At 39.3% G+C, this 25968-nt stretch carries 3 protein-coding genes; all 3 read right to left on the bottom strand.

Features of this window, described 5'->3' with window-relative positions:
* Genes VK90_RS25975 through VK90_RS25965 form a run of 3 tightly spaced genes read right to left on the bottom strand, consistent with a single transcriptional unit; the run spans position 1 to position 25954 of the window.
* Positions 1 to 14916, bottom strand: coding sequence for a non-ribosomal peptide synthetase (locus VK90_RS25975; RefSeq protein ID WP_048376353.1), 14916 nt, complete (start codon positions 14914 to 14916; stop codon positions 1 to 3).
* The gene (locus VK90_RS25970; protein ID WP_048376351.1) at positions 14913 to 21383 is read right to left on the bottom strand and encodes a non-ribosomal peptide synthetase; all 6471 of its coding nucleotides are present in this window, start codon (positions 21381 to 21383) and stop codon (positions 14913 to 14915) included. The genes VK90_RS25975 and VK90_RS25970 overlap by 4 nt, the downstream gene beginning before the upstream one ends.
* A gap of 2 nt (positions 21384 to 21385) precedes the next feature.
* Complete coding sequence (locus tag VK90_RS25965) at positions 21386 to 25954, bottom strand: non-ribosomal peptide synthetase (RefSeq protein ID WP_048376349.1); 4569 nt, start codon at positions 25952 to 25954, stop codon at positions 21386 to 21388.
* Between the last annotated feature and the right edge of the window lie 14 nt (positions 25955 to 25968).

The following is a 25968-nucleotide window of genomic DNA, read 5'->3' as shown; positions in this document are numbered from 1 at the left end:
CTACTTTTCCGTTAACGAAATGGATGTGGATGTCTCTTTTATTCCTTCTAATTCATTTAGTAGATACTTAGCTATCTTTTCAACTGCAGGGGAGGCTACTATATCTTCGTGTGATCCAGGGACTGAATACTTATTTACTCTTCCTATTAATAAAGGTCCCCAATCTGTAAACAACTCTTTCCCTTCCTCAGCACTAAAGTAGATAACTTCTCCAGAGTATGGTATCAAATCGTGATCTGCCATTATATTAAGGCATTTCCTATGAGCATTGATAACTTGCTCCAAATTCATAATATCTGCATCAGGCGGGAGCACTCCTTCCATAATTAATTGCTCCACAAGCCTATCCTGTTGATGGACCAGTTCTCCTTCCTGCTCGGTTAGATTTAAATGAATGAAATGCTTAGATATATATGAGAGCATATCCTCCCTTGTTTTATGATCCTGCTCTGAAGGTACTTTAGTATCCATGAGTACCAACAACTCAACTTCTTCTCCTTGATTCCTTAGTACAGTTGCGATTTTATAGGCAATTGCACCACCTAAAGACCATCCTCCAAGACGATATGGACCTTCTGGCTGAACACGCTTTATTTCTTCGATGTAAAATTGAACCACTTCCGATAAGGTCAAGTCGTCTATTTCTCCCTTTTCTATGAGAGGATTCTGTAAACCATAAAATGAGCAGTGGTTCTTAAGCAGTCTTGCTAGTTGAATGTAACAGAATACATTCCCCATAAACGGATGAACACAGAAGAATGGTCTTTCCTCTGATTCTTGTAGTGGAACCAGCGTCGATACAGATTTTGTCATATCATGCTTATCACGAATAAGGCATGCGATTCCTTCCACTGTTGGATTTTTAATCAATGAAGACACCTTGATTTCTTTTCCAAACGTCTCTCTAATTTTTGAAATCAATTTGATTACAAGGAGAGAATGTCCCCCTCTATTAAAGAAATCATCATTTACATAGACATCTTCTGTCTGCAGCAAATCCTGCCAGATTTTAATTAGCTGATATTCAATTTCATCCCTTGGGATGATTGGCGTAGAAAAGTGATTTTCTCTTTGAATGGTTAAGCTGTTCAATGCCTTTCGATCAACTTTTCCATTCGTTGTAAGAGGAATCGTGTCTACCTTAATAAATTGTGCGGGAATCATATAATTCGGTACTTGTGTCTTGAGATACTCATGCCATTCATTCATACTCCCATCTCCAACTACATAAGCGACCAATCTCTGCTCTCCTAATTTATCCCCTGTTACCAAGACTACTGCTTCTTTCACCAACGGATGACTTTCTAAATTTGCTTCAATTTCTTCAAGTTCAATCCGGAAGCCTCGAACTTTCACTTGATTATCGATTCTTCCCAAGTAATCTAAATAACCATCAGATAAATAACGAACCAAATCTCCCGTACGATATAACCGTTCTTCTTCATTAAATGGATGACGAATGAATCGCTCTGCTGTTAATTCTGGGCGATTCAAGTATCCTCTCGCTATACCTGCACCACCAATATAGAGCTCACCTGTTACACCAACTGGAACAGGTAACAAATTTTCATCCAATACATAGACTTGGACGTTCGGCAACGGACGCCCAATGGTTACTCTCTTACTATCTGTTTTGATATGATAGCACGTTGCATCAACCGTACATTCTGTAGGACCGTATACGTTATAAAAATCAATTTTTTCAGCCGCTGCTAGTTGTTCCCATAATGATGGCACAATTGCTTCGCCACCGACCAGTATCTTGCTTGGCACATGAACATCAGCGCTCGTTTCTAACAACCCTCCATCTATAAGTAATTGAAGTAATGAAGGTGTCATATCAAACATTTCCAACTCATTCTCCCTAATATAGGACACAAATTGTTCCGGATTAGTGCGAACTTCGCTTGGAATAATATATAAACTTGCACCATAAAGCAGCATTTGTAATTGCTGAATAGATACATCAAAGGCAATTGACGCATTTAAACCGACGCGCATATTATTAGGTATCCCATCTAGGAAAACTTCTTTTCGTAAACCATATGATAGGTTTATTACAGAATGATGCTGCACTAAAGCACCCTTTGGATTCCCTGTCGAACCGGAAGTGTAGATAACATACGCCAGGTTTTCTCCTGTTACCTCACATATTGGTGAAAGTTTGCTTTCTTGTGAAATCATTGCTCGATCCCTATCTAGACAAACTGTCTTGATTTCTTTAGGTATCCAGCCCACTACTGCCTCATTCGTAACTAACACTTGAATTCCTGTATCTTCTAGAATATATCGCAGGCGACTTTCCGGATACGATGGATCCAATGGAACATAGGCTGCTCCAGCCTTCCAAACTCCCATGAGGCCAACAACCATCTCAATTGAACGCTCAAAGCAGAGGCCAACCAATGACTCTGTCCCAATTCCACATTTCTGTAGATGATGGGCCAATTGATTAGCTCTTTCATTCAGCTCCCGATACGTTAGTTGCTGTTTTTCATCTACCACTGCCACCGCGTCAGGTGTACGATTTACTTGCTCTTCGAATAATTGATGAATCACATTCTCTCGTGGATAAGATATAACATTATCATTCCATTCTTCTAATAGTTGTCTTTGTTCAGCTTCCGTAATATATACCAGCTCCGACAGAGTTTGATCAATGTTTTTGAGCATTTGCATTAACACTTGGTGTAAATGGCCCAGCATTCGTTCAATAGTTAATCTATTAAACTTACTACGGTCATACATTAACTTTAACGATAACTGGATTCCTGGAACTACAGCCAACCCTAATGGATAGTGGGTTTGTTCTACTCCTTCCAATTCACCAATTTCCAGATTTCCTGAAGATTCCTCTTTCACTGGATAATTTTCAAACACATATAAACTATTGAACAGCGGTGTTCCCCTAGGAACTTCACTCCACCCCTGAATCTCTGTCAAAGAAGCATATTCATATTGTCTTCTTTCTATCTCTTCCCCTTGTATCTTCTGCAACCAATCCATTACTTTTATATCATCTATCAATTGAATTCGCGTCGGTGACGTGGTAATGAAAGGACCTATGATGTTTTCAACATCAATAATTTCCGTAGAACGCCCTGAGCTCGTTACCCCAAAGACAATGTCATTTTCTCCACTATACCGGCTCATGAGATATGCCCATGCACCTTGAATTACCGTATTCAAAGTAAGTTTATTGCGCTTCGCCCAGCCTTGTAACGCTTTGGTCTGCTCTTCTGATAAATGAGTAACCTTCTCCGTGTAACCTTTTTCTTGCTCTTTACTTTCTAAGCCCAGCAAAGTTGGTGCAGTAAAACCTTTAAGTTTCTCTCTCCAGAATCGTTCCGCCTGCTCCTTATCCTGTTCTCTTAGCCATTGAATATATTTCTTGTATGGCGATGACTTAGGTAAATTCACAACTTCTCCACTCATTCTCTTCTGATAAACTGTAAGTAATTCATTAAAGACCAGTGGTAAACTCCATCCATCCAGCAAAATATGGTGATGTGTCCAAACAATCCGATACTCTTCCTCACCTTCTTGAATGACCGTTACCCGCATCAATGGCGCTTGATCAAATAGGAAGGCTTGTTTTCGATCTAATGCCAAAAAGACTTTTCTTTTTTCCTCTATCTCTTCAGTTGTCATTGTGCGCCAGTCTTCTTTGTTTACCTTAAATGGAATATTTTCATACACCACTTGTAAAGGTTCTTCAATTTCGTCCCAAACAAATGCTGTACGAAAAATTTCATGCCGCTGAATTACAGATTTCCACGCCTGCTCAAAAATAGGAATATCCATCTTCCCCTTAATCATAAAACTTAATTGCACTATATACGGTGCTACATGTTCATCCCCTTGGTCATGCAATGTATGGAAAATCATACCTTCTTGCAAAGGAGATAGTGGATATAAATCAGTAATTGGATAGTTCTTTCCACGATTCATTTTCGTTAGTACTTTTGTCAAATCTGTTTTGTTAAGATTAGCCAGCGCAAAATCAGAAACGATCAGCGCAGATTCTCTATCTGAAGATTGAATCATTCTACTCAGTTGATGAAGCATATTCTGTGCAATACTTTGAATCGTTGACTTTGCGAATTGTCCAACATTGTATACCCAAGTGAACTGAAGCTTCCCATCCGTTACAATCCCAATTACATCGATTAAATGTGATCGCTTGGAACCGGAAGCGTGATCTAAGCGCTTAAATTCGTTCTCCGGAATAAACATTGCATCGTCAGAAAACATTTGGTCAAATTGTCCAAGATAGTTAAAACTAATAGACGGTGTATGTTGAGATTTTAATCGCTCACACAGTGTTGCGTTCATGTAACGCAACACTCCATAGTCAACACCCTTATTAGGAATTTTGCGTACTTGTTCTTTAACTGCTTTTAATGCTGCAATTGGCGTGTTGGCGCCAGTAATATTTAAGTGAACAGGATAAATACTTGTAAACCATCCCACGGTTCTCGATAAGTCAACGTCTTCAATAATCTCTTCTCGACCATGCCCCTCTAGATCCACGCTCAATATCGGCTGCCCTGTACATACTGCCGTAGCTTGTACCAATGCCGCTAATAATACTTCGTTAATTTGGACACGATGAGCGCTTAAAGTCTCTTGCAATAACATACGGGTCTCTTTCTCATCTAGTACCACAGTAATTTCCTCAGTTACTGCGTTTACCGAATCACTTATAGGAACATCTACAGGTAACATAACTACTTCTTGTTCGGACTGCTGCTCCCAGTAATGCAGCACTTCTTGTGATATTCCAGATTCAGTGTAATGATGTAATTTCTCCGACCACGCTTTAAAGGATGTACTCTTCATTGGTAATTGGATTTTCTGTCCCTGTATTGCTTGATTATATGCTGTTTGCAGATCTTCCAGTAAAATTCGCCAAGAAACACCATCCACGGCTAAGTGATGAATTGCCCAAAATAATCGGCCAGTATTCTTCTCACCTTCATCAAAATACACCATTCTCATTAACGGACCATCATGTAAATTCAAACTTTCTTGTGCAGTATTAATCTCTTTTTGAATCACTTGATGCCAATCGGATTCAGGCACTTCGTCTAATGGAATTACAGTCAACATCAAGTGTTCTTCTATTCCTTCATTCCACTGTTTCCAAGCTCCATCAGGTAAACGTTCATATCTTAGACGCAGGGCATCATGGTGAAGTAGAAGGTTACTCACTGACTTCTCTAGCGATACTATGTCCAGTTTCTCTTTTGTTCTAAAAAACATGGATTGATTCCAATGATGTGGATTAGGATGATTTTGTGCAAAAAACCATTGCTGAATAGGTGTAAGAATCGTATCTCCAGTTATAATTCCCTGCTCAGCTTGTATAACTTGTTCTTCTTTGACTACTTGAGCCAACTCTGCAATCGTTTGGTGTTCAAATATTTGTTTTGGTGTCAACTGTAAACCTACTTGCTTCGCACGAGAAACAATCTGAATGCTGAGAATCGAGTCTCCACCAATTTCAAAGAAGTTATCATAGATTCCCACCTTTTTAATCCCTAATACTTGCTTCCAAATGGTAACAAGTGTTTCTTCTTTATCATTCCGCGGTGCTACACATTCACTTTCGATTTTCCTCTCCTCTGGTACAGGTAAGGCCTCACGATCAACTTTACCGTTAGCAGTTAGTGGAATGGCTTCCATCATCACAAATCCTGAAGGAACCATATGGCTTGGTAGTTCCGCCTTGAGATAATCTCTCCACTCACCTGCATTCCCATCACCCACTACATATGCCACCAATCGTTTATCACCCGGCTGATCCTCTCGAACAATTACAACAGCCTCTTTTATGGATGCATGCGCGTTTAAAGCAGATTCAATTTCTCCAAGTTCAATTCGAAAACCACGGATTTTCACCTGGTGATCAATACGCCCAAGATAATCCAGATTTCCATCTGGCAAGTATCTGGCTAAGTCTCCTGTTCGATATAATCGCGCTCCCGGTTCACTACTGAATGGATGAGGAATGAAACGTTCTGCAGTCAATTCAGGTCTGTTTAAATACCCACGTGCGATTCCTGCTCCACCAATATATAGTTCACCAGATACGCCAATAGGTACAGGCTGTTGACAGGCGTCTAGCACATACACTTCTAAATCTGGAATCTGCTTTCCAATATTACTTCTTGAAGAATGCTTTACATCATCTTGAGTAATTGGATAATACGTAACATGGACAGTGGTTTCTGTAATTCCATACATATTAATTAACTGCGTGTTCTGCTCTCCATACCTTTGAAACCATGGTAGCAAGCTAGTAGATTCAAGTGCTTCTCCACCAAATATGACATAACGCAGATGCAAGTTTTTATTCTCATCTTCTTGTTCACACACTTGTATCAATTGTCGAAATGCAGATGGTGTCTGATTAAGAACCGTAACCTCTTCCTCTACTAGCAGTTGATAGAAATCCTTAGGCGATCGACTAATCCAGTAAGGAACAACAACCAATTTTCCTCCATAGAGTAATGCCCCGAAAATTTCCCAAACTGAGAAATCAAATGCATAAGAATGGAAAAGTGTCCAAGTATCTTTTTCATCAAACTGATACCAGCATTCCGTTGATTTAAATAAACGAATCACATTGTGATGCTCTATCATCACGCCCTTCGGATTCCCCGTTGATCCCGAAGTATAGATTACATACGCCAAATTTTCTCCTGTCACTTCACATTTTGGTGAAAGGATGCTTTCTCGCGAGATCATCGCTTGATCCCGATCTAAACAAACGGCTTCGATTCCTTCAGGTATCCAACCAACTAATGCTTCGCTCGTGACCAATATTTGAATCCCTGTGTCCTCCAAAATATATCGTAGGCGACTTTCTGGATACGATGGATCCAATGGAACATAGGCTGCTCCAGCTTTCAAGATCCCCATGAGACCAACAACCATCTCAACTGAACGCTCAAAGCATAGTCCAACCAATGATTCAGTCCCAATCCCACATTGCTGAAGATAATGGGCCAATTGATTAGCTTTTTCATTCAGCTCTCGATACGTTAACTGTTGTTTTTCATCTACCACTGCCACCGCGTCAGGTGTACGATTTACTTGCTCTTCAAACAACTGATGAATCGCACTTTCCTGTGGATATGCTACGGCATTATTATTCCACTCTTCCAACTGTTTTTGCTGTAATCCTGATAATATAGGCAACTTAGCTAATGATTTATCAGGATGTTCCACGATTAAATTCAACCAGTTTCCAAAGTGTTCAGCCATGGATTCAATAGTTAAACTGTCAAATAAATCAGTCCTATAAACAAAAGTAAGCAATAAACCCTCTTCCACTTCTGCAGCAGTTAAACTTAAATCAAATTTGGCGATTGGAGCGTTGCTCTCCATTACTTCTATATTTCGTCCATGTAACTCTGGTAGCTCCTGTCCCGTATTTTGCAACGTAAACATGGTTTGGAAAATTGGAGAATGACTTGTACTTCGTTCAGGTTGGATAACCTCTACAATTTTCTCAAACGGAACATCTTGATACTCATACGCCTTCAATGCTTTTATTCGCACTTGAGACAACAACTCTTGAAATGCCGGTGCATTACTTAAATCAGCACGATAAACCAACGTGTTGACAAAAAAACCAATCAACCCTTCAATCTCTCGATAATTTCGATTTGCAATTGGACTGCCAACAATAATATCCGATTGTCCTGTATAACGGGCAAGGAAACTTTGATACGATGCCAACAAGGTCATGAAAAGCGTGGCCCCTTCTTGACGACTAAGTTCGTTTAATTTATCCAGCAATGAACGTGACAACATCACATTATGAGTTAATCCACGGTGGGTTTGTACCGGAGGACGCGGACGGTCCATTGGCAACATTAAGACCGGTAACTCACCAGACAATTCTTCTTTCCAATATGCAAGTTGTTGATTTAGTACTTCATCTTTCAACCATTCCCTTTGCCATTGAGCAAAATCGGCATATTGAACTGGTAGTGACGCAAGCTCTGCTGGTTTTTCACCAATTGCCTCCTCATAAAATGCCATCCATTCTTGGAGTAAAATTTCCATCGACCATCCATCCGAGATAATATGATGCATATTACACAGAAGAACCCATTCTTCTTTTGAAATTTTCACGATTTGTCCACGGAACAATGGCCCTTTCTCTAAATCAAATGGGGATTCGACTTCAGTTTGAATCCATTGCTCCAACTTACTTTCTCTCTCCTCTGGAGAAAACTTAGTTAAATCCATGTGTGGGAGAGTACGGAAAATATACGGTTGAACCTGCTGCACAGGATGACCGTTTACTTCATGAAATACCGTCCGTAAAGACTCATGACGCTCTATCAACTGATTCCACCCCAACTCCAATGCTTCAGGTAACCAATTCCCTGTAAGACGGCATACCATTGGTATATTATAAAGTGCACTATTAGGTGCAAATTGATCGATAAACCATAAGCGCTGTTGAGCATAAGAAAGTGGGATGTTATCTCCCCGTTCCATCGACATCAATGGTGGAATTTCTTCTCGTTTTTCGCTTCCCTTACGTAACTGATCTATTCGCTTTGACAATGCCTCGACCGTTGAATATTCGAACAGTTCACGTACCGGTAATTTGATTTGAAAGACTTCTTGCAAGCGTGAGACCACTTGTGTAGCAAGTAGAGAATGACCACCAAGTTCAAAGAAGGAATCCTGAACACCTATATTTTCTATTCCTAGTACTTGACTCCACACTGAAGCGATAAGTTCTTCTAGCGGAGTTCGTGCGTTAACAGTATTTCCAGTAGATAGTTCACTAGGTATAGGCAATGCCTTCAAATCAAGTTTTCCATTCGGTGTAAGTGGTAAAAATTCCATTTCAATAAAGTTTGTTGGGACCATGTAATTTGGTAAATGTGTTTGTAGATGCTCTCGCCACTCATGGGCACTTCCTTCACCAACTACATAAGCTACTAATCTCTTGTCACCTGGATCATCCTCTCGTACCAATACAACTGCTTCTTTCACTGAAGAATGTGCCTGCAAAACTGCTTCAATTTCTCCCAATTCAATCCGGAAACCACGAATTTTCACTTGGTCATCTATACGACCATGGAACTGGAGAGTACCATCAGAAAGATAACTTGCTTTGTCTCCAGTGTAATAGATCCGTTCTCCTGATTTGAATGGATGCGGAATAAATTTTTCCTTTGTAAGATCCGGACGATTAGCATATCCGCGAGCAAGACTCTTTCCTCCAATATAGAGATCTCCAATCACCCCAATTGGTACTAGCTGAAGATAAGAATCTAACACATAAACTTCTGTATTCGCAATTGGTCGGCCAATCGATGGCGTACCTGTTGTCACTCCTACAGGTACATAACAATCCGTGGTAACAACGGTATTTTCCGATGGACCATACTGATTGATTACCGCAAAAGGAATATGTTTAGATGGATACTGCGTTAATTGATCCCCGCCCGTAATGATAAAACGAAGATCCGTCTTCTCTGGCCAAGATAATTTCAAGAGTCTTTCCAGAATAGGCGTAGGTGCAAAACTAGCTGTTATTCGCGAATCAATGAGCCAGTCTCTTAGTGCTTCTGGATTAATTCTTAATTCCTCTGTTGACAAGTAGAGTGCTGCACCTGCAGTTAGATACGGCCAAATCTCCTGGACAGCCGAATCAAAAGCAATCCCCGCAATCTGAGTCGCACGATCCTCTGCTGTAATACGATAGACTTCTTGATGCCACAAGACCATATTCATTAATGAGCGATATTCAACCATGACACCCTTTGGCTTTCCTGTAGAACCCGAGGTATAGACGATATAAGCTAAGTTCTCTGGATTTATCTGCCGTGTAGGTGCGATTACACTTTCCACTGTTAATTCTTCTAACCTCACCATTTCGACCTGTTCGAAATGGTCTTCTTGTCCTTCCGCCGTCACTACAATTTGAATTCCTGCATCTTCAATCATGTATTCTAACCTTGATTTTGGATACAACGGATCTAAAACGACATAGGCTCCACCAGCTTTTAATATGCCTAGTAAACTCGCCATGAGCTCAGCCGATCTCGGAAGATAAACTCCCACGACTGATTCTGGAGCAACTCCTTTTCGCTGTAAAACATTTGCCAATTGATTTGCTTGTGCATCCAGTTCACCGTAAGTCCACTCTTTTGTTTGATCAACCACCGCAATCGCTTCAGGACGCCTTGCTACTTGTTCCTCAAATCTGTCGCAAATAAGACTCTGCGGGGACATTTCCATTACAGTGTCATTCCATGTTTCTAATAACAAAGTACGCTCAGATTCAGATAGCATGCTCAGACTGTGCAACGGCTTTTGCGGGTGATGGGAAACTTCGTGTAGCCATTTCACAAAATGCCCTGCCATCCGTTCGATAGTTGTAGCATCGAATAAATCCTTATTGTATTCAAAAGTAAAAAGTAAACCCTCTTCCGTCTCAGCCACCATTACACTTAAATCAAACTTTGCGATTGGATTATGGCTTTCTATCATTTCAATATTTCTATCAGATAGCACCGGGAAATCTTGTTTCATATTTTGCAAGATGAACATAGTCTGGAAGATTGGCGAATGACTTGTACTCCGCTCTGGTTGTACAACTTCTACAATTTTTTCAAAAGGAATATCTTGATATTCATACGCCTTCAATGCCTTTTGACGAACCTGAGACAGAACATCCTGAAATGTCGGTCTACCACTCAGATTAGCCCGATAAACCAGCGTATTGACGAAGAAACCAATTAGTCCTTCAATTTCTCTGTAATTTCGATTAGCAATTGGACTTCCGACCAGAATATCTTCTTGTCCCGTATAATGTGATAGAAAACTTTGATATGCAGCCAACAACGTCATAAAGAGCGTAGCCCCTTCTTGGCGACTAAATTCGTTCAATTTGTCATGTAGCGTGCTTGGTAGAGCCAGTGTGTATGTCGACCCGTGATGAGTTTGTATTGCAGAACGCGGGCGATCCATAGGAAGTTGAAGTACAGGAAGCTCTCCAGACAATTCTTCCCTCCAATATTGGAGTTGTTGATCAAGCACTTCTTCCTTCAACCATCCTTTTTGCCACTGAGCGAAGTCGGCATATTGAACCGGTAATGGTTCAAGTTCTGCTACCTTTCCATCCATGGCTTTCTCATAGAATGCCATCCACTCTTCAAGTAGGACTCCCATTGACCATCCATCTGAAATGATATGATGTAGAGTACAAAGGAGAATCCATTCTTCCTCTCCCACTTGCAAAATACTTGTCCTGATCAGTGGGCCCTCGCCTAAATCAAATGGCACTTCTGCTTCTTGTTGAATCAAACGTTTAACTTCTTCTTCTCGGTCTTCAGGAGAAAGCATAGTTAAATCCATTTTTAAAATTGATCGAAAAGCATACGGTTCAATTTGCTGTACGGGTTGACCGTTCACTTCATGAAAGACCGTCCGCAATGATTCATGACGTTCTATTAGTTGATTCCATCCCGTTTCCAATGCCTCAGGTAGCCAACTCCCTGTAAGGCGGCATACCATTGGCATATTGTAAAGGGCACTATTAGGTGTAAATTGATCAATAAACCATAAGCGCTGTTGTGCATAAGATAGTGGAATAGTTTCCCCTCGTTCCATCGGCATTAGTGGCGGAATCTCTCGTTTTCTATCTCCTTTACGTAACTGATCTAATCGCTTTGCCAGTGACTCCACCGTTGCATACTCAAATAGTTCACGTACCGGTAATTCAATTTGGAAGATTTCCTGTAAACGTGACACTACTTGAGTAGCTAGTAGCGAGTGACCACCGATTTCAAAAAAGGAATCCTGAACACCAATATTTTTTATACCTAACACTTGGCTCCATACGGAAACGATGAGCTCCTCCACTGGTGTTCGTGATAAAGTAATATCTTCACTTATAAACTGTGCTTCCAATTCCAGTAAGGCTTTCCGATTCACCTTACCATTTGGAGTGAGTGGCATCCCTTCAATTTGGAAAAAGTATGCCGGAACCATATAATGTGGCAGTTGCTTCTTGAGATATTCACGCCACTCTCCAGTATCCCCTTCACCCACTACATAAGCTACTAACTGCTTATCTCCTGGTCGATCTTCCTTCACCAACACGACAGCCTCTTTTACAGATGAGTAATCATGTAAAGCTGCTTCAATTTCTCCCAATTCAATTCGGAATCCTCTAATTTTGACTTGGTTATCTATTCTTCCAATATACTCCAAGTTACGATCATTCATATATCTCACCAGGTCACCCGTTCGATATAATCGTCCCCCTTCCTTAAAGGGATGCGGAATAAAACGTTCAGTAGTTAACTCTGGTCGATTGAAGTAGCCACGTGCCAATCCTACTCCTCCAAGGTAAAGTTCCCCCGCCACACCAATCGGTACCACCTGTTGATGTTGATCTAACACATACAACTCTGTATTATCAATTGGACGACCAATTGGAATAAGCATAGGTTCTTTTTCTAAATCACAATTATAATAAGTCACATCCACAGTCGCTTCGGTAGGGCCATACAAGTTAATTAACTTTGTTTGCTGAACATCGTAAAATACCCCCTTAAAGCGGCGAACCTGTTCAGTGTTTAATGCTTCTCCACTAGTAAAAACCTGATTTAAAGACGATACATCCCTTTTCGAATTATATTGTTCCATATAATCCAAGAAAGTAGATAACATCGACGGAACAAAGTGCATGGTGTTCACACGATATCGTTCGATATACTCCTCAATCACCGCAGGATCTTTCTCTCCTCCTGGTGGAAGCAAACAAACACGTGCTCCTACAAATGACCACCAAAATAATTCCCAGACAGAAACATCAAACGAAAACGGTGTCTTTTGTAGAATTGTATCCTCCTCAGATAATGGATATTTTTTCTGCATCCACTGTAGGCGGTTGATAACCGAATGATGTTCAATCATTACTCCCTTCGGATTTCCCGTCGAACCCGAAGTGTATATGATATAGGCTAAGTTATTTGCAGTTACTCCACTTACCGGAGCCAAATTACTCTCTTTAGAAATCATTACTTGATCCCGGTCTAAACAAATTGCTTGAATATCTTTAGGTAACCAGTCCTGTAGTGCCTCGTTTGTTAACAGCACTTGAATTTGTGAATTCTCTAAAATGTATCTCAGGCGGTTTTCGGGATAACTTGGGTCCAGTGGGACATAAGCTCCACCTGCTTTCAAAATCCCAAAGAGACCAATAATCATATCAGGAGAACGTTCAACACATATACCAACCAATGATTCAGGCCCGATACCTCGTTTTTGTAGATAATGTGCCAATTGGTTCGATTTTTCATTGAGTTCTTGATACGTTAGCTTTCCACCCTCATAAACTACCGCCACTGCATCAGGTGTACGTGCCACTTGCTGCTCAAATAGCTCATGAATCATACACTCATGACCATAAACCACGTCAGTATCATTCCATTCTTCTAGGAGTTGTTTCTGCTCTGTGTCCGATAACATTGATAGCTTTGTATATGATTCATCTGGATGATACGCGATTTCATTTAACCAGTTCTCAAAATGGCCTGCCATACGAGCAACGGTACTACTATCAAATAAATCCGTGTTGTATTCAAATGAGACAAATAGACCTTCTTCCACTTCGTAGGCAGTTAAACTCAGATCAAATTTTGCAATAGACATATTACTTTCTACCATTTCGATACTTCTACCAGGAAAATCTAGTCGTTCTTGTTTTATATTCTGTAGTGTAAACATGGTCTGAAAGATAGGAGAATGACTCATACTTCGTTCAGGTTGCACAGCTTCTACCACTTTTTCAAATGGTATATCTTGATATTCGTAAGCTTTTAACGCCTTTTTCTTTGTTTGGTTCAAAATCTCCCGAAAAGTAGGGGTGCCACTCAAATCTGATCGGTAAACCAACGTATTAACAAAGAAACCGATTAATCCTTCTACTCCCTTATGATTCCGATTTGCAATCGGACTTCCGACTAGAATATCTTTTTGCCCCGTATAACGAGCAAGAAAGCTCTGGTATGCAGCCATTAAAATCATAAATAAGGTAGATCCTTCTTGTCGACTTATATCTTTTAATTGATTGAGTAATCTATAAGGAAAAATCACGTGATGCGTATCCCCAGCGTAAGTTTGCGTAACCGGTCGAGGTCGGTCCACTGGCAGTTGTAATATAGGAAGGTCCCCAGACAATTCTTCCTGCCAATACGTAAGTTGACGATTTAACACATCACCTTGTAACCACTCCTTTTGCCACTTCGCAAAGTCTGCATATTGAATGGATAGTGAACTTAATTTAGCAGGATTCCCTCCCGTCTCTTCTTCATAGAAAGCAAGTAATTCATTCATGAATATACCGATGGACCAAGCATCAGAAATAATATGATGCATCGTACACAGTAATAACCATTCATCCTTTCCTAATTGAACAAGTTGATAACGAATTAAAGGGCCATTCATTAAATTAAATGGTTCTTGCGCTTCTCTCACAATTAAACTATTTACCTCTTTTTCTTTTACTTCTAGAGGAAGTTGAGAGTAATCCGTTACAGGTAATGCTCTAGGAAGGAATTCGACAATTTGTTGTACAGGTTGCTCTCCTACTTCTTTAAAAACAGTTCGTAATGATTCATGACGTTCAATAAGTCGATTGAATCCCTTTTCTAATGCTTCAGGAATCCAACTTCCTTTTAGATGCCATACCGTTGGAATATTATATAAAGAACTGTTTGGGTTAAATCTGTCCATAAACCACAAACGTTGTTGTGCATAAGACAAGGGAAGTGCTTCTTTATTCTCCTTTTTTTGCATTTGCTTCTGAAGCCAAGCTCTCTTCTCAGGAGAAAGTGAACTCAGCTTTGCTAGTAAATCACTTCTCATTTTTTTACCCCTTCCTCAACTAAATTACTCTGGAATATTCCTTGTGCTTCTTCCTCTGATAGCTCTTCTAATTGCTTAAGCAGTTCAAATAATTCTTCATCATTACTCACTTCTGCTTCTTTTTGAATATAGTCTTGAAGACTTATATTCTCCTTACTATCATTCTGCATTTCTTGATTTTTGTTATAGAGCAATTGATCAATCTGTTCTGCCAATTGCTGCACCGTATGAAACGTAAATAAATCATGCAATGGTAACTCGATTCCAAAAGCCTCTTTAAGATTGGAAACAGCTTGCGTAGCAAGTAATGAATGCCCACCGATTTCAAAAAACGAATCCTGCACTCCAATATTTTCTACACCTAAAACTTGATGCCATATCGAAACGATTGTTTTTTCCGTAGGTGTACGGGGAGCAATATAACCACTCGCTATCTCCTGTCTCTCTGGTGCTGGTAAGGCCTTCCTATCAATCTTTCCATTTGGAGTGAGTGGAAATGCATTCAATCCGACAAAATAGGATGGAATCATGTAATTTGGTAACTGGGCCTTAAGATAATCACGCCACTTATGAGCATCCCCGTCTCCCACAACATAGGCAACCAAACGTGGATCACCAGGATAATCTTCCCGCACCATCACAAGAACTTCTTTAACTAATGTATGCTTTTGTAATGTCGCTTCAATTTCTCCTAGTTCAATCCGGAACCCACGAATTTTTACCTGATGATCGATTCGGCCAAGATACTCCAAATTCCCATCCGGCAGATACCTTACTAAATCTCCAGTCCGGTATACTCGCTCTCCTTCTTTAAACGGATGTGGTATAAAACGATCTTGCGTTAAGTCAGGACGGTTTAAGTATCCACGTGATAATCCTGATCCACCGATGTAAAGCTCACCAACTACACCAATTGGAACCATTTTTTGTTCAGCACTCAGTACATATACTTCTGTATTGAAGACAGGTTTACCAATAGGTGGTACCCTATGCATGACACCCTTTTCTAATTCCATATATGTGGAATATGTAGTATCTTCAGACGGCCCATATAGGTTGTACACCTTTTCAATCGTACTTCTCTCATATAAATCTTGAACAAGTGAATATGGTAATGGTTCCCCAGCCAAATTCATCACCTTTACCGAAGAAGGAATTGCTTTTGCTCGAACCAGTTCCTTCGCTGCTGATGGCACAGTATTCACCAAAGTTACACCTTTAGTAGACAGTTTTTCTAAATGTAGAGCATTTTCAGCGACAATCACCTTACCACCCATCGTTAAGGGAACAAATACTTCAAAAACAGATAAATCAAAGGATAGCGAAGTTGAAGCTAATACACCCGCTAATTCCTTTTGGGAATATGTGTGATGTGCCCAATGAATCATTGTTACTGTATTCCTGTGCTCAATCATTACTCCCTTTGGATTTCCAGTTGAACCTGAAGTATAGATAATATAGGCTAAGTTATCTCCCGTCACTTCACTCGTACACACCTTAGTTACTTCTTGCTCTATTTCTGCTCTATCACGATCAAGACAAATAACATCAACGGATTTAGGTAAAACCATTTTTCGTTGTAATTTTCCCTGTGTCACCAGTACCTTTATATGGGCATCCTCTAAAATGTATTGCAGTCGACTTTCCGGATACGCTGGATCAATTGGGACATATGCTCCTCCTGCCTTCATAATTCCTAAGAGCCCGACAATCATCTCGGATGAACGTGTAACGCAAATCCCAACCAATGATTCGCATGCTACACCATTTTCCTGTAAATAATGTGCCAACTGATTCGAGCGTTCGTCCAACTCTCGATATGTTAGTTCTTCATCTTCGCACACTACTGCAATTGCTTCTGGTGTTTTTTTCACTTGTTCTTCAAACAATGTATGAATCGTGCTCTCTTGTATATCTACAACACCTGATTCATTCCATTCCTCTAGTAGTTGCTTATATTCTATTTTCGATAACATACTCAGTTCTGATAATAAATATTTTGGATGAGAGACAATTTGATTTAACCAATGTTCAAAATGACTTGTCATACGTTCAATGGTTGTATCATTAAACAAATCAGTATTGTATTCGAAGGTTAGCGATAATCCTTCTTCCGTCTCAGAAGCAAATAAACTCAAATCAAATTTCGCAACAGAAGTATGACTTTCCATGAGTTCCATGTGTCTTTCAGATAGCTGCGGAAACTCTTGTTTCGTATTCTGTAAAGTAAACATGGTTTGAAATATCGGTGAATGACTTGTATTCCGTTCCGGTTTTACGGATTCTACCACTTTCTCAAATGGAATGTCCTGATACTCGTATGCTTTTAGTGCTTTTTTTCGTACCTGCGACAAAAGTTCTTGGAACGTCGGATTCCCACTGAAATCAGCTCGATAGACCAACGTATTTGCAAAGAAACCTATTAATCCTTCAATCTCTTTAACATTTCGATTTGCAATTGGGCTTCCAACCAAGATGTCGTATTGTCCTGTATAACGAGAAAGGAAGCTTTGATACGCTGCCATCAAGGTCATAAATAAAGTGGATCCTTCTCGCAGGCTTAAATCTTTGAGCTTTTCCTGTAGTGAATTCGCCACCATAAAGGACTGACTCGCACCACGGTGGGCTTGAACCGCAGGTCGAGGACGATCCATCGGTAATTGTAAAACCGGTAGCTCTCCAGACAATTCTTCCTTCCAATATTGAAGGTGTTGATCAAAATTCTCTTCTTTTTGCCATTCCTTCTGCCACATGACAAAGTCTGCATATTGGACAGATAACTTCTTCAGTTCCACTTGCTTTCCGCTTAGTGCTCCTTCATAAAAAGCCATCCATTCTTCAAGTAAGATTCCCATTGACCATCCATCCGAAATAATATGATGCATCGTACAAAGGAGAATCCATTCTTCCTCGTCCACTTTCAATATTCGTGTTCGAATCAGAGGACCTTGTCCAAAATGAAATGGTTCCTCCGCTTCGTTTTGAATGAGCCGTTTCATCTCTCTTTCCCTATCTTCCAAAGAGAGATCTGTTAGATCCGTTTGAGGGATATGTCTGAATACATGAGATTGTACCTGTTGAAAAGGTTCACCCTCTTGTTCTAGAATTATCGTCCGTAATGATTCATGACGCTCCAACAACTGATTCCATCCGGCCTCCAATGCTTCAATTGACCATTTACCTGTTAAGCGACACGCTGCATGAATATTGTACATCGCACTATTTGGCATTAATTGATCAATAAACCATAGACGTTTCTGAGCATACGAAAGTGGAATAGATTCTTCCCGAGTCATAGGTACAAGGGGTGGAACCTCTCGTTTTTTATCTTCTTTGCGCAACTGATCTAATCGTTCCGCTAATGCTTCCACTGTATCGTGCTTGAAAAGCTCACGTAGCGGGATTTTAACCTGGAACAATTCTTGTAATCGAGAGACAATTTGAGTAGCTAGTAATGAGTGTCCACCTCGTTCAAAGAAGGAATCCTGAATACCGATATTTTCTGTTCCTAACACTTGACTCCAAACCGAGGCAATAAGCTCTTCCGATGGCGTCCGAGGTAGAACATTTAAATCTCCTATAGGTTGCTCATCCGGTGCTGGCAAGGCCTTTCGGTCGATTTTCCCATTCGGTGTAAGCGGGAACTGTTCTAACTCTACAAGGTGCGCTGGAATCATATGACTCGGCAATTGATTTTGTAAATACTCTCTCCACTTTCGGGTATTTCCATCGCTTATTACATATGCGACCAATCGTTGATCGCCTGGACGATCTTCTCTAACTAATACGACAGCCTCTTTAATAAACGAACATTTTTCTAAAGTCGCTTCAATTTCTCCCAGTTCAATCCGGAAACCACGCATTTTTACTTGATGGTCCATTCTACCTATAAATTCTAAATTTCCATCAGTTAGAAATCTTACTGAATCTCCTGTTCGATATAGTCGTTCTCCCAATCGAAACGGATGCGAAACGAATTTTTCGGCAGTGAGATTCGGACGATTTAAGTATCCACGTGCTAAGTTGGCACCACCAATATATAACTCACCTTCTACCCCTATTGATTGCAAGAGTTGATTTTGGTCTAATACATATAATTGTGTGTTCTGTATCGGCTGCCCAATAGACACAAATTCTTGATTAGGGTGAATATCAAATGCATTTACATAAATAGTTGCTTCAGTTGGTCCATAAAAGTTGGTTAATTTTACTTGTCCACTATGATTCCATTGCTGTTGAAATCGTCTAACCAGCCCTGGGCTTAGTTCTTCCCCACCAGAAAATACATGACGCACGGACGAACAATTCATGTTCAATTCAATATGATTGAAGTGATCTAAGAAAACAGATAACATCGAAGGAACAAATTGAACAATAGTAACCTGATGTTTTTCAATCACTTCAGCTATAATAGAAGGATCTTTTTCTCCACCTGGAGGCAAGAAAGATACACTTGCACCAACGTGAATACCCCAAAATAACTCCCAAACAGATACATCAAATGAGAATGGGGTTTTCTGCAAGACCACATCCTTTTCAGAAAGTGGATATTTATGTTGCATCCATTCTAGGTAATTGATTACCGAATGATGCTCAATCATCACTCCCTTTGGATTACCTGTAGATCCTGAAGTATACATAACATACGCTAAACTTCTCCCTGTTACACCACTTATACATGGAATTGATTCTTCTTTTTTAATTGCAGTATAATCTTTATTCATACAAATCGTTTTAACATATTCAGATATATATAAATTTTTCGAATTTTCTTCCATCACTAGTACTTCGATTCCAGCATCCTCTAATATATAACGAAGCCGATTCTCTGGATAAGTAGGATCAAGTGGAACATACGCCCCTCCTGATTTTAGAATACCTAATAACGCTATCATCATTTGTAATGAACGTTCCATATATACACCAACTAGAGACTCTGGACCTACACCACGCTTTTGTAAATAATGTGCTAGCTGATTCGCACGCTCATCCAACTCTCTATAGGTGATTTGTTCATTTTCGTAAATAGCTGCGATTGCTTCTGGCTTTTTCTTAACTTGCTCCTCAAACACCGTATGAATCATGCCTTCAGCTGAATATTTTACTTGAGTATTATTCCATTCCTCTAGTAACTGTGTCTGCTCTTCCACTGTTAAATGAGTAATTTCAAAGAGTTTTGAATCTAGGCTCTTCGTCATCTGAATTAATATTTGTAATAAGTGACCCTGAATCCGATTTATTGTTTCTTCATTAAAATAGCTCCGGTCATACATCAACTTTAAAGTAATTTTCTTACCAGGCATTACAATGAGTGTTAAAGGATAATTTGTTTGTTCCGTGCTTTTAACATCTAGTAATCTTAAATCATCATTTCTCTTACCTTGAATTGGGTAATTTTCAAACACATACAAGGTATGAAATAAGGAGCTATTCCGCGGAACCTCACTCCACCCTTGAATATCAACCAATGAATTATACTCATATTGTCTTCGTTCCATTTCTTTCATCTGTATTTTACGAAGCCAATCTACTACTGATGTATCAGCCGTTAAACGAATTCTAGTAGGTAATGTGTTAATAAATAGACCTACCATATTCTCTGCTCCTATTAGATCAGTAGGACGTCCAGAGCTAGTTACGCCAAATACGATGTCACTTTCACCGCTATACCTACTCATCAAATAGGCCCATGCGCCTTGTACTAACGTATTCAATGTTAATCGACTATTTCGTACCCACTCTTGTAAATTCTCAGTGAGTTCCTCAGACACTTGATAAACACACTCTCCATAGCCCTTTTCTTGTCCTTGATCCTTTCTTTCCATCGCTAATGGCGTAGGTGCATAAAACCCCTTTAATTCTTCTGTCCAAAATTCCTCTGCTTGACTTTGATCTTGTTTATTTATCCACTGGATATATTTTTTATAAGGAAGAGATTTAGGAAGATTCAACAATTCTCCCTTTATCATCTTGAGATAAACTTCCATTACTTCACTAAAGACCAATGACACACTCCACCCATCTAGCAAAATATGATGATGTGTCCAGATGATTCTCGTTTCCTCTTCTGCTTCTTTAATCACAGTAACTCTCATCAACGGTGCTTCATCCAATAAAAATCCTTTTCTACGATCTGCAGTCAAAAACTGGTGTAATTTCTTCTCCCTTTCCTCCTGCGAATGGGCACTCCAATCCTCTTGATGAATAGTAAAAGGAAGACGTTGGTAAACTGCTTGTAGAGGTTTTTCTACTTCCTCCCACACAAATACTGAGCGTAGAACCTCATGTCGATGAATAACATATTCCCAAGCCTTTTCAAAAGTAGCAATATCCAATTGCCGCCCGAGCAAGAACCCTACTTGTACAATGTAGGAAAAAGAATGTTCATCATCTTGATCGTATAAAGTATGAAACAGTATTCCTTTTTGCAAAGGTGATAATCCATATATATCTATAACGTCTCCCATCTTTACACCCTCTTCTTTGTTAATTTAAGTAATACTTTGCTCAAGCTTTCTTCCGTAAGATCCTCAGCATCAGCAAAATCTGATACTGTAAAAGCTGACTCTGTTGTTGTTTTATTTATAAGTTGACGAAGATGCCTCAACATACCATCTGCTATCGCTTGAATTTTTAATCTAGAATATTGTTCTCTACTATACATCCAAACAAAATGTAACTTCTCATCTTTTACCATACCGATAACATCAATTAGATGCGATGGCTTGGAATCTGGAGCATGATCTAAAAATATAAACCCTGTCTCTTGCATAAACAAAGATTCTTTTGAAAACACTTGATCCAATTGCCCCAAATAGTTAAAGCTTATTGAAGGCTTTTGCTGATAAGACGGGAGTAATTCTTTTTTCAAGTAGCGTAAAATACCATAATCAACTCCGCGATTCGGAATTTGACGCAATTGATCTTTTACAGCCTTTAATCCTTCAATAGGTGTTTTAATTCCTTGAAAATCCAGATGAACAGGATAAATACTCGTGAACCAACCCACTGTCCGTGATAGATCAATACCTTCAATTATCTCTTCTCTCCCGTGTCCTTCTAGATGAATAGAAACCGTTTGCTGATTTGTACAATCGACGATAGCTTGTCCTAATGCCGCCAATAGTACCTCATTAATCCTTGTCTTATGAGTCACTGGAACTTCTTGTAACAATGCATGTGTTTCTTCTACTCCTAAAGTCCTCGTCACTTGATCAATCGATTCTTCTGTTGTTTCTTGTATTGGGTAGTCCATTGGAATTTTCATCGTTTCTTTCTCTATCCGTTCATTCCAATAATCTTGTATTTCTTTTGAAATACCTGAATCACTGTATGTCTGCACTCGTTCCGACCACTCTTTAAAAGATGTAGTTTTCACAGGTAAGCGCACTCCTTGACCTTGTTTCATCTGGTTATATACCGTCTGTAAATCTTCCAATAGAATTCTCCACGATACTCCATCTACTACTAAATGATGAATCACCCAGAATAGTAGATCATTTCCAGCTAAGGTGTCCTCGAAGTAAACTACTCTCATTAACGGACCTGTAACTAAATTGAAACTAGCTTGAGTAATGTTCATCTCTTCTTGTATTACTTTATTCCACACTTGTTCATTAGCTTTGTTCCGTTTTACCACATGAAGTACAGACTGCTCATCAGTCCCTTCATTTCTCTGGCTCCACGTTCCATTTGGTAACTGTTCGTACCGGAAACGTAAAGCATCATGATGTTTGAGTAAGTTTAAAATCGCTCCTTCTAGTAATTTCACGTCCAATCTCTCTTTTACTCTTAAAAGCATTGATTGATTCCAATGCTCCAGACGTGGATGTTCTTGCTCGAAGAACCAGTACTGAATTGGAGTAAGGGGTACTTTTCCTGTCACAATTCCCTGCTCCGCTTGTACTCCCTGAGTTTCTATAGCCACTTGTGCCAACTCGGCAATGGTCGGGCATTCAAACATTTGCTTTGGAGTAAGTTTTAATCCCACTTGACTTGCTTGAGATATGATTTGAATACTAAGAATCGAGTCGCCACCAATTTCAAAGAAATTATCATAGATTCCCACCTTTTTAACACCTAATACTTGCTTCCAGATGGTAGCCAGTATCTTTTCGTTACTATTCCGAGGGGCAACAGCTTCACTGTCAATCTGCTTTTCCTCCGGCATAGGTAAGGCCTCACGATCAACTTTACCGTTAGCTGTAAGTGGAATGGCTTCCATCGTCACAAATCTCGAAGGGACCATATAGCTCGGTAGTTTCGCTTTAAGATACTCTCTCCACGCACCTACATTTCCATCTCCTACAACATATGCTACCAATCGTTTATCCCCCGGTTGATCTTCTCTAACAATTACAACTGCCTCTTTTATAGATGCAGATGCAGATGCATATGCATTTAAAGTAGACTCAATCTCCCCAATCTCAATTCGGAAACCACGTATTTTAACCTGATAATCAATTCTTCCACGATAATCGAGATTCCCATCCGGCAAATACCTCGCTAAGTCTCCTGTCCGGTATAATCTTGCTTTCGGATCACTACTAAATGGATGAGGTATAAAGCGCTCTGCAGTTAATTCAGGTCTATTTAAATACCCACGTGCAAGCCCTGCACCGCCAATATAAAGCTCACCATCTACACCTATAGGAACAGGTTGTTGATAAGCGTCTAGTATATACACTTCTAAATCTGGAATCCGTTTTCCGATATTACTTCTTGAAGCATGCTGCACATCATCTAGAGTAATTGGATAATATGTAACATGAACTGTAGTTTCTGTAATTCCATACATGTTAATTAACTGCGGTTCTTTCTCGCCATACCTTTGAAACCATGGTAACAAGCTAATAGGTTCTAACGCTTCTCCGCCAAATATCACATAACGCAGCTGCAAGTTTTTATTCTTATCTTCTTGTTCACACACTCGTATTAATTGTCGAAATGCGGAAGGTGTCTGATTTAGAACTGTGACTTCTTCCTCCACCAATAATTGATAAAAATCCCTAGGTGATCGACTAATCCAGTACGGAACAACAACTAATTTTCCACCATTTAATAATGCTCCCCAAATTTCCCATACTGAGAAATCAAATGCATAAGAATGAAAAAGCGTCCAAGTATCTTTTTCATTAAACTGATACCAACAATCCGTCGATTTAAATAAACGAATGACATTGTGATGCTCTATCATAACGCCTTTTGGATTCCCTGTTGATCCCGAAGTATAGATTACGTAAGCTAGATTGTGGGAACTTACATCAGAAACCGGCAAGGTCTTACTTTCTTTCCCAATCTCATCTTGATCACGATCTAGGCAAATTGATTTAATATTTTCTGGTAACCACTTCAATTCTTTTAAACTTTCTTGCGTTACGAATAACTGAATGCTAGCATCCTCTAAAATATATTGAAGTCGCTGCTCTGGATATGTTGGATCAAGTGGAACATAAGCTCCACCAGCCTTCAAAATCCCTAAAATACCTACAATCATTTCGAGAGAACGTTCAACACACAGTCCAACTAAAGTATCAGGTCCTACTCCTTTTTTCTGCAGATAATGAGCTAACTGATTTGCACGTTCATTAAGCTCCCTATAAGTAACTTTTTCTTTTTCATACATAACTGCAATAGCATTTGGATAAGTCATCGCTTGCTGTTCGAACAATTCATGAATAGTTACTTGAGGTGTAAAATCAAGCTTAGGATTGTTGAACTCTACTAAACTTTTTCTTTTATCTTCATCAGAAATGATTTCGATTTCAGCTACCTTCTGCTTTGGGTTTTCAAAAGTGTTTTCTATTATCGCTAACATAACGTTAAAAAACCGTTTTATCTCTTCCTTAGAAAATAGCTCCTCACGATAATCAATATGTACATGTAAAGAGTCTATATCAATTAAATTTTCAATATGCACTGCAAAATCTTGTACCTCTTCACGGTTTGGAATCCATAGTGAGTCACCACTTTCATCACGATCTCTATAATCAATCGTAGTTCCGAAAAGTCTCACATTGCTGTTATTCTCTTTATTAATCTGCTTTAATAACAAATCAAATGGGTATTTCTGATGTCGTAATGATTTACTTTGTTTTCTGGACACCCTACCAATAAATGAAAGCACTTCTTCTTCTGGATCAATATCCATTCTTAGAGGAACTGTACTCACCATCATTCCAATTAATTCTCGTTCCATTTTAGTCATACGGTTTCCATAAGCCATTCCTAATGTAATATCAATTGATGAGGTCCACCGATACATAGACAACGAGAAAGCAGCAACAAAAAGGGTATATAAACTAAATTTGTAATCTTCAGAAAATTTTTCTATCTTTCTCTTCAAATGCTCCGATAATATAAACGTCTCACGTGATGCTTTAGTACTAACTTGGTACGTATTATAGGGCTTCAATCCGGTCACAGATGGAAGTGTTTTAAATTCCTCTAACCAAAATTTTTGATCTTTTTGAAAGCGACTACTATTCAAGTATGTTTGTTCATTGGCCAGAAATTGAACATATGAATTTTTAATTTCGCCTTCCTCAGTCTCGTTATGCATCTCATAATAATATTTTGCAATCTGACTGATAAATATTTGGATTGATAAACCATCCATGATAATATGATGAACATTCCCAAAGACTGCACATTCATTATCGTTTAATTTTATTAAAGCGAAATAGTATAAATTTGAATTAAATAATGTAAACGTTTCTTTTGTTTTCTGCTCGATCCATTTCTCAAGCAAATCTGAATCCTCCACGGAACTAAAATCGAAAAACTCAAATTCTTGTTCTTCATGTTTAATAAAATATTGTTCAGGTTCCTGATGCCCATTTTCTTGTAATCTGATGCACAGACCATCATTTTCACTGATAACGCGATTCACAACTCGGTTTAATTTTGAATAATTCATTTTTCGATGAAGTTTAAATAAGAACCTTAAATTACATATCCCTTTATCAGAATGAATAACTTCTGTATACCATATTCTTCTCTGCGGGTGACTTAATGGATAACATTCCTCATTGGTCATAAAAACTCTTCCCT

The organism is Bacillus sp. LK2 (genome assembly GCF_001043575.1).
Lineage (GTDB): Bacteria > Bacillota > Bacilli > Bacillales > Bacillaceae_G > Bacillus_A > Bacillus_A paramycoides.
The sequence above is the reverse complement of the archived record's forward strand: the minus strand, read 5'-3'. Positions and strand labels throughout refer to the sequence as shown.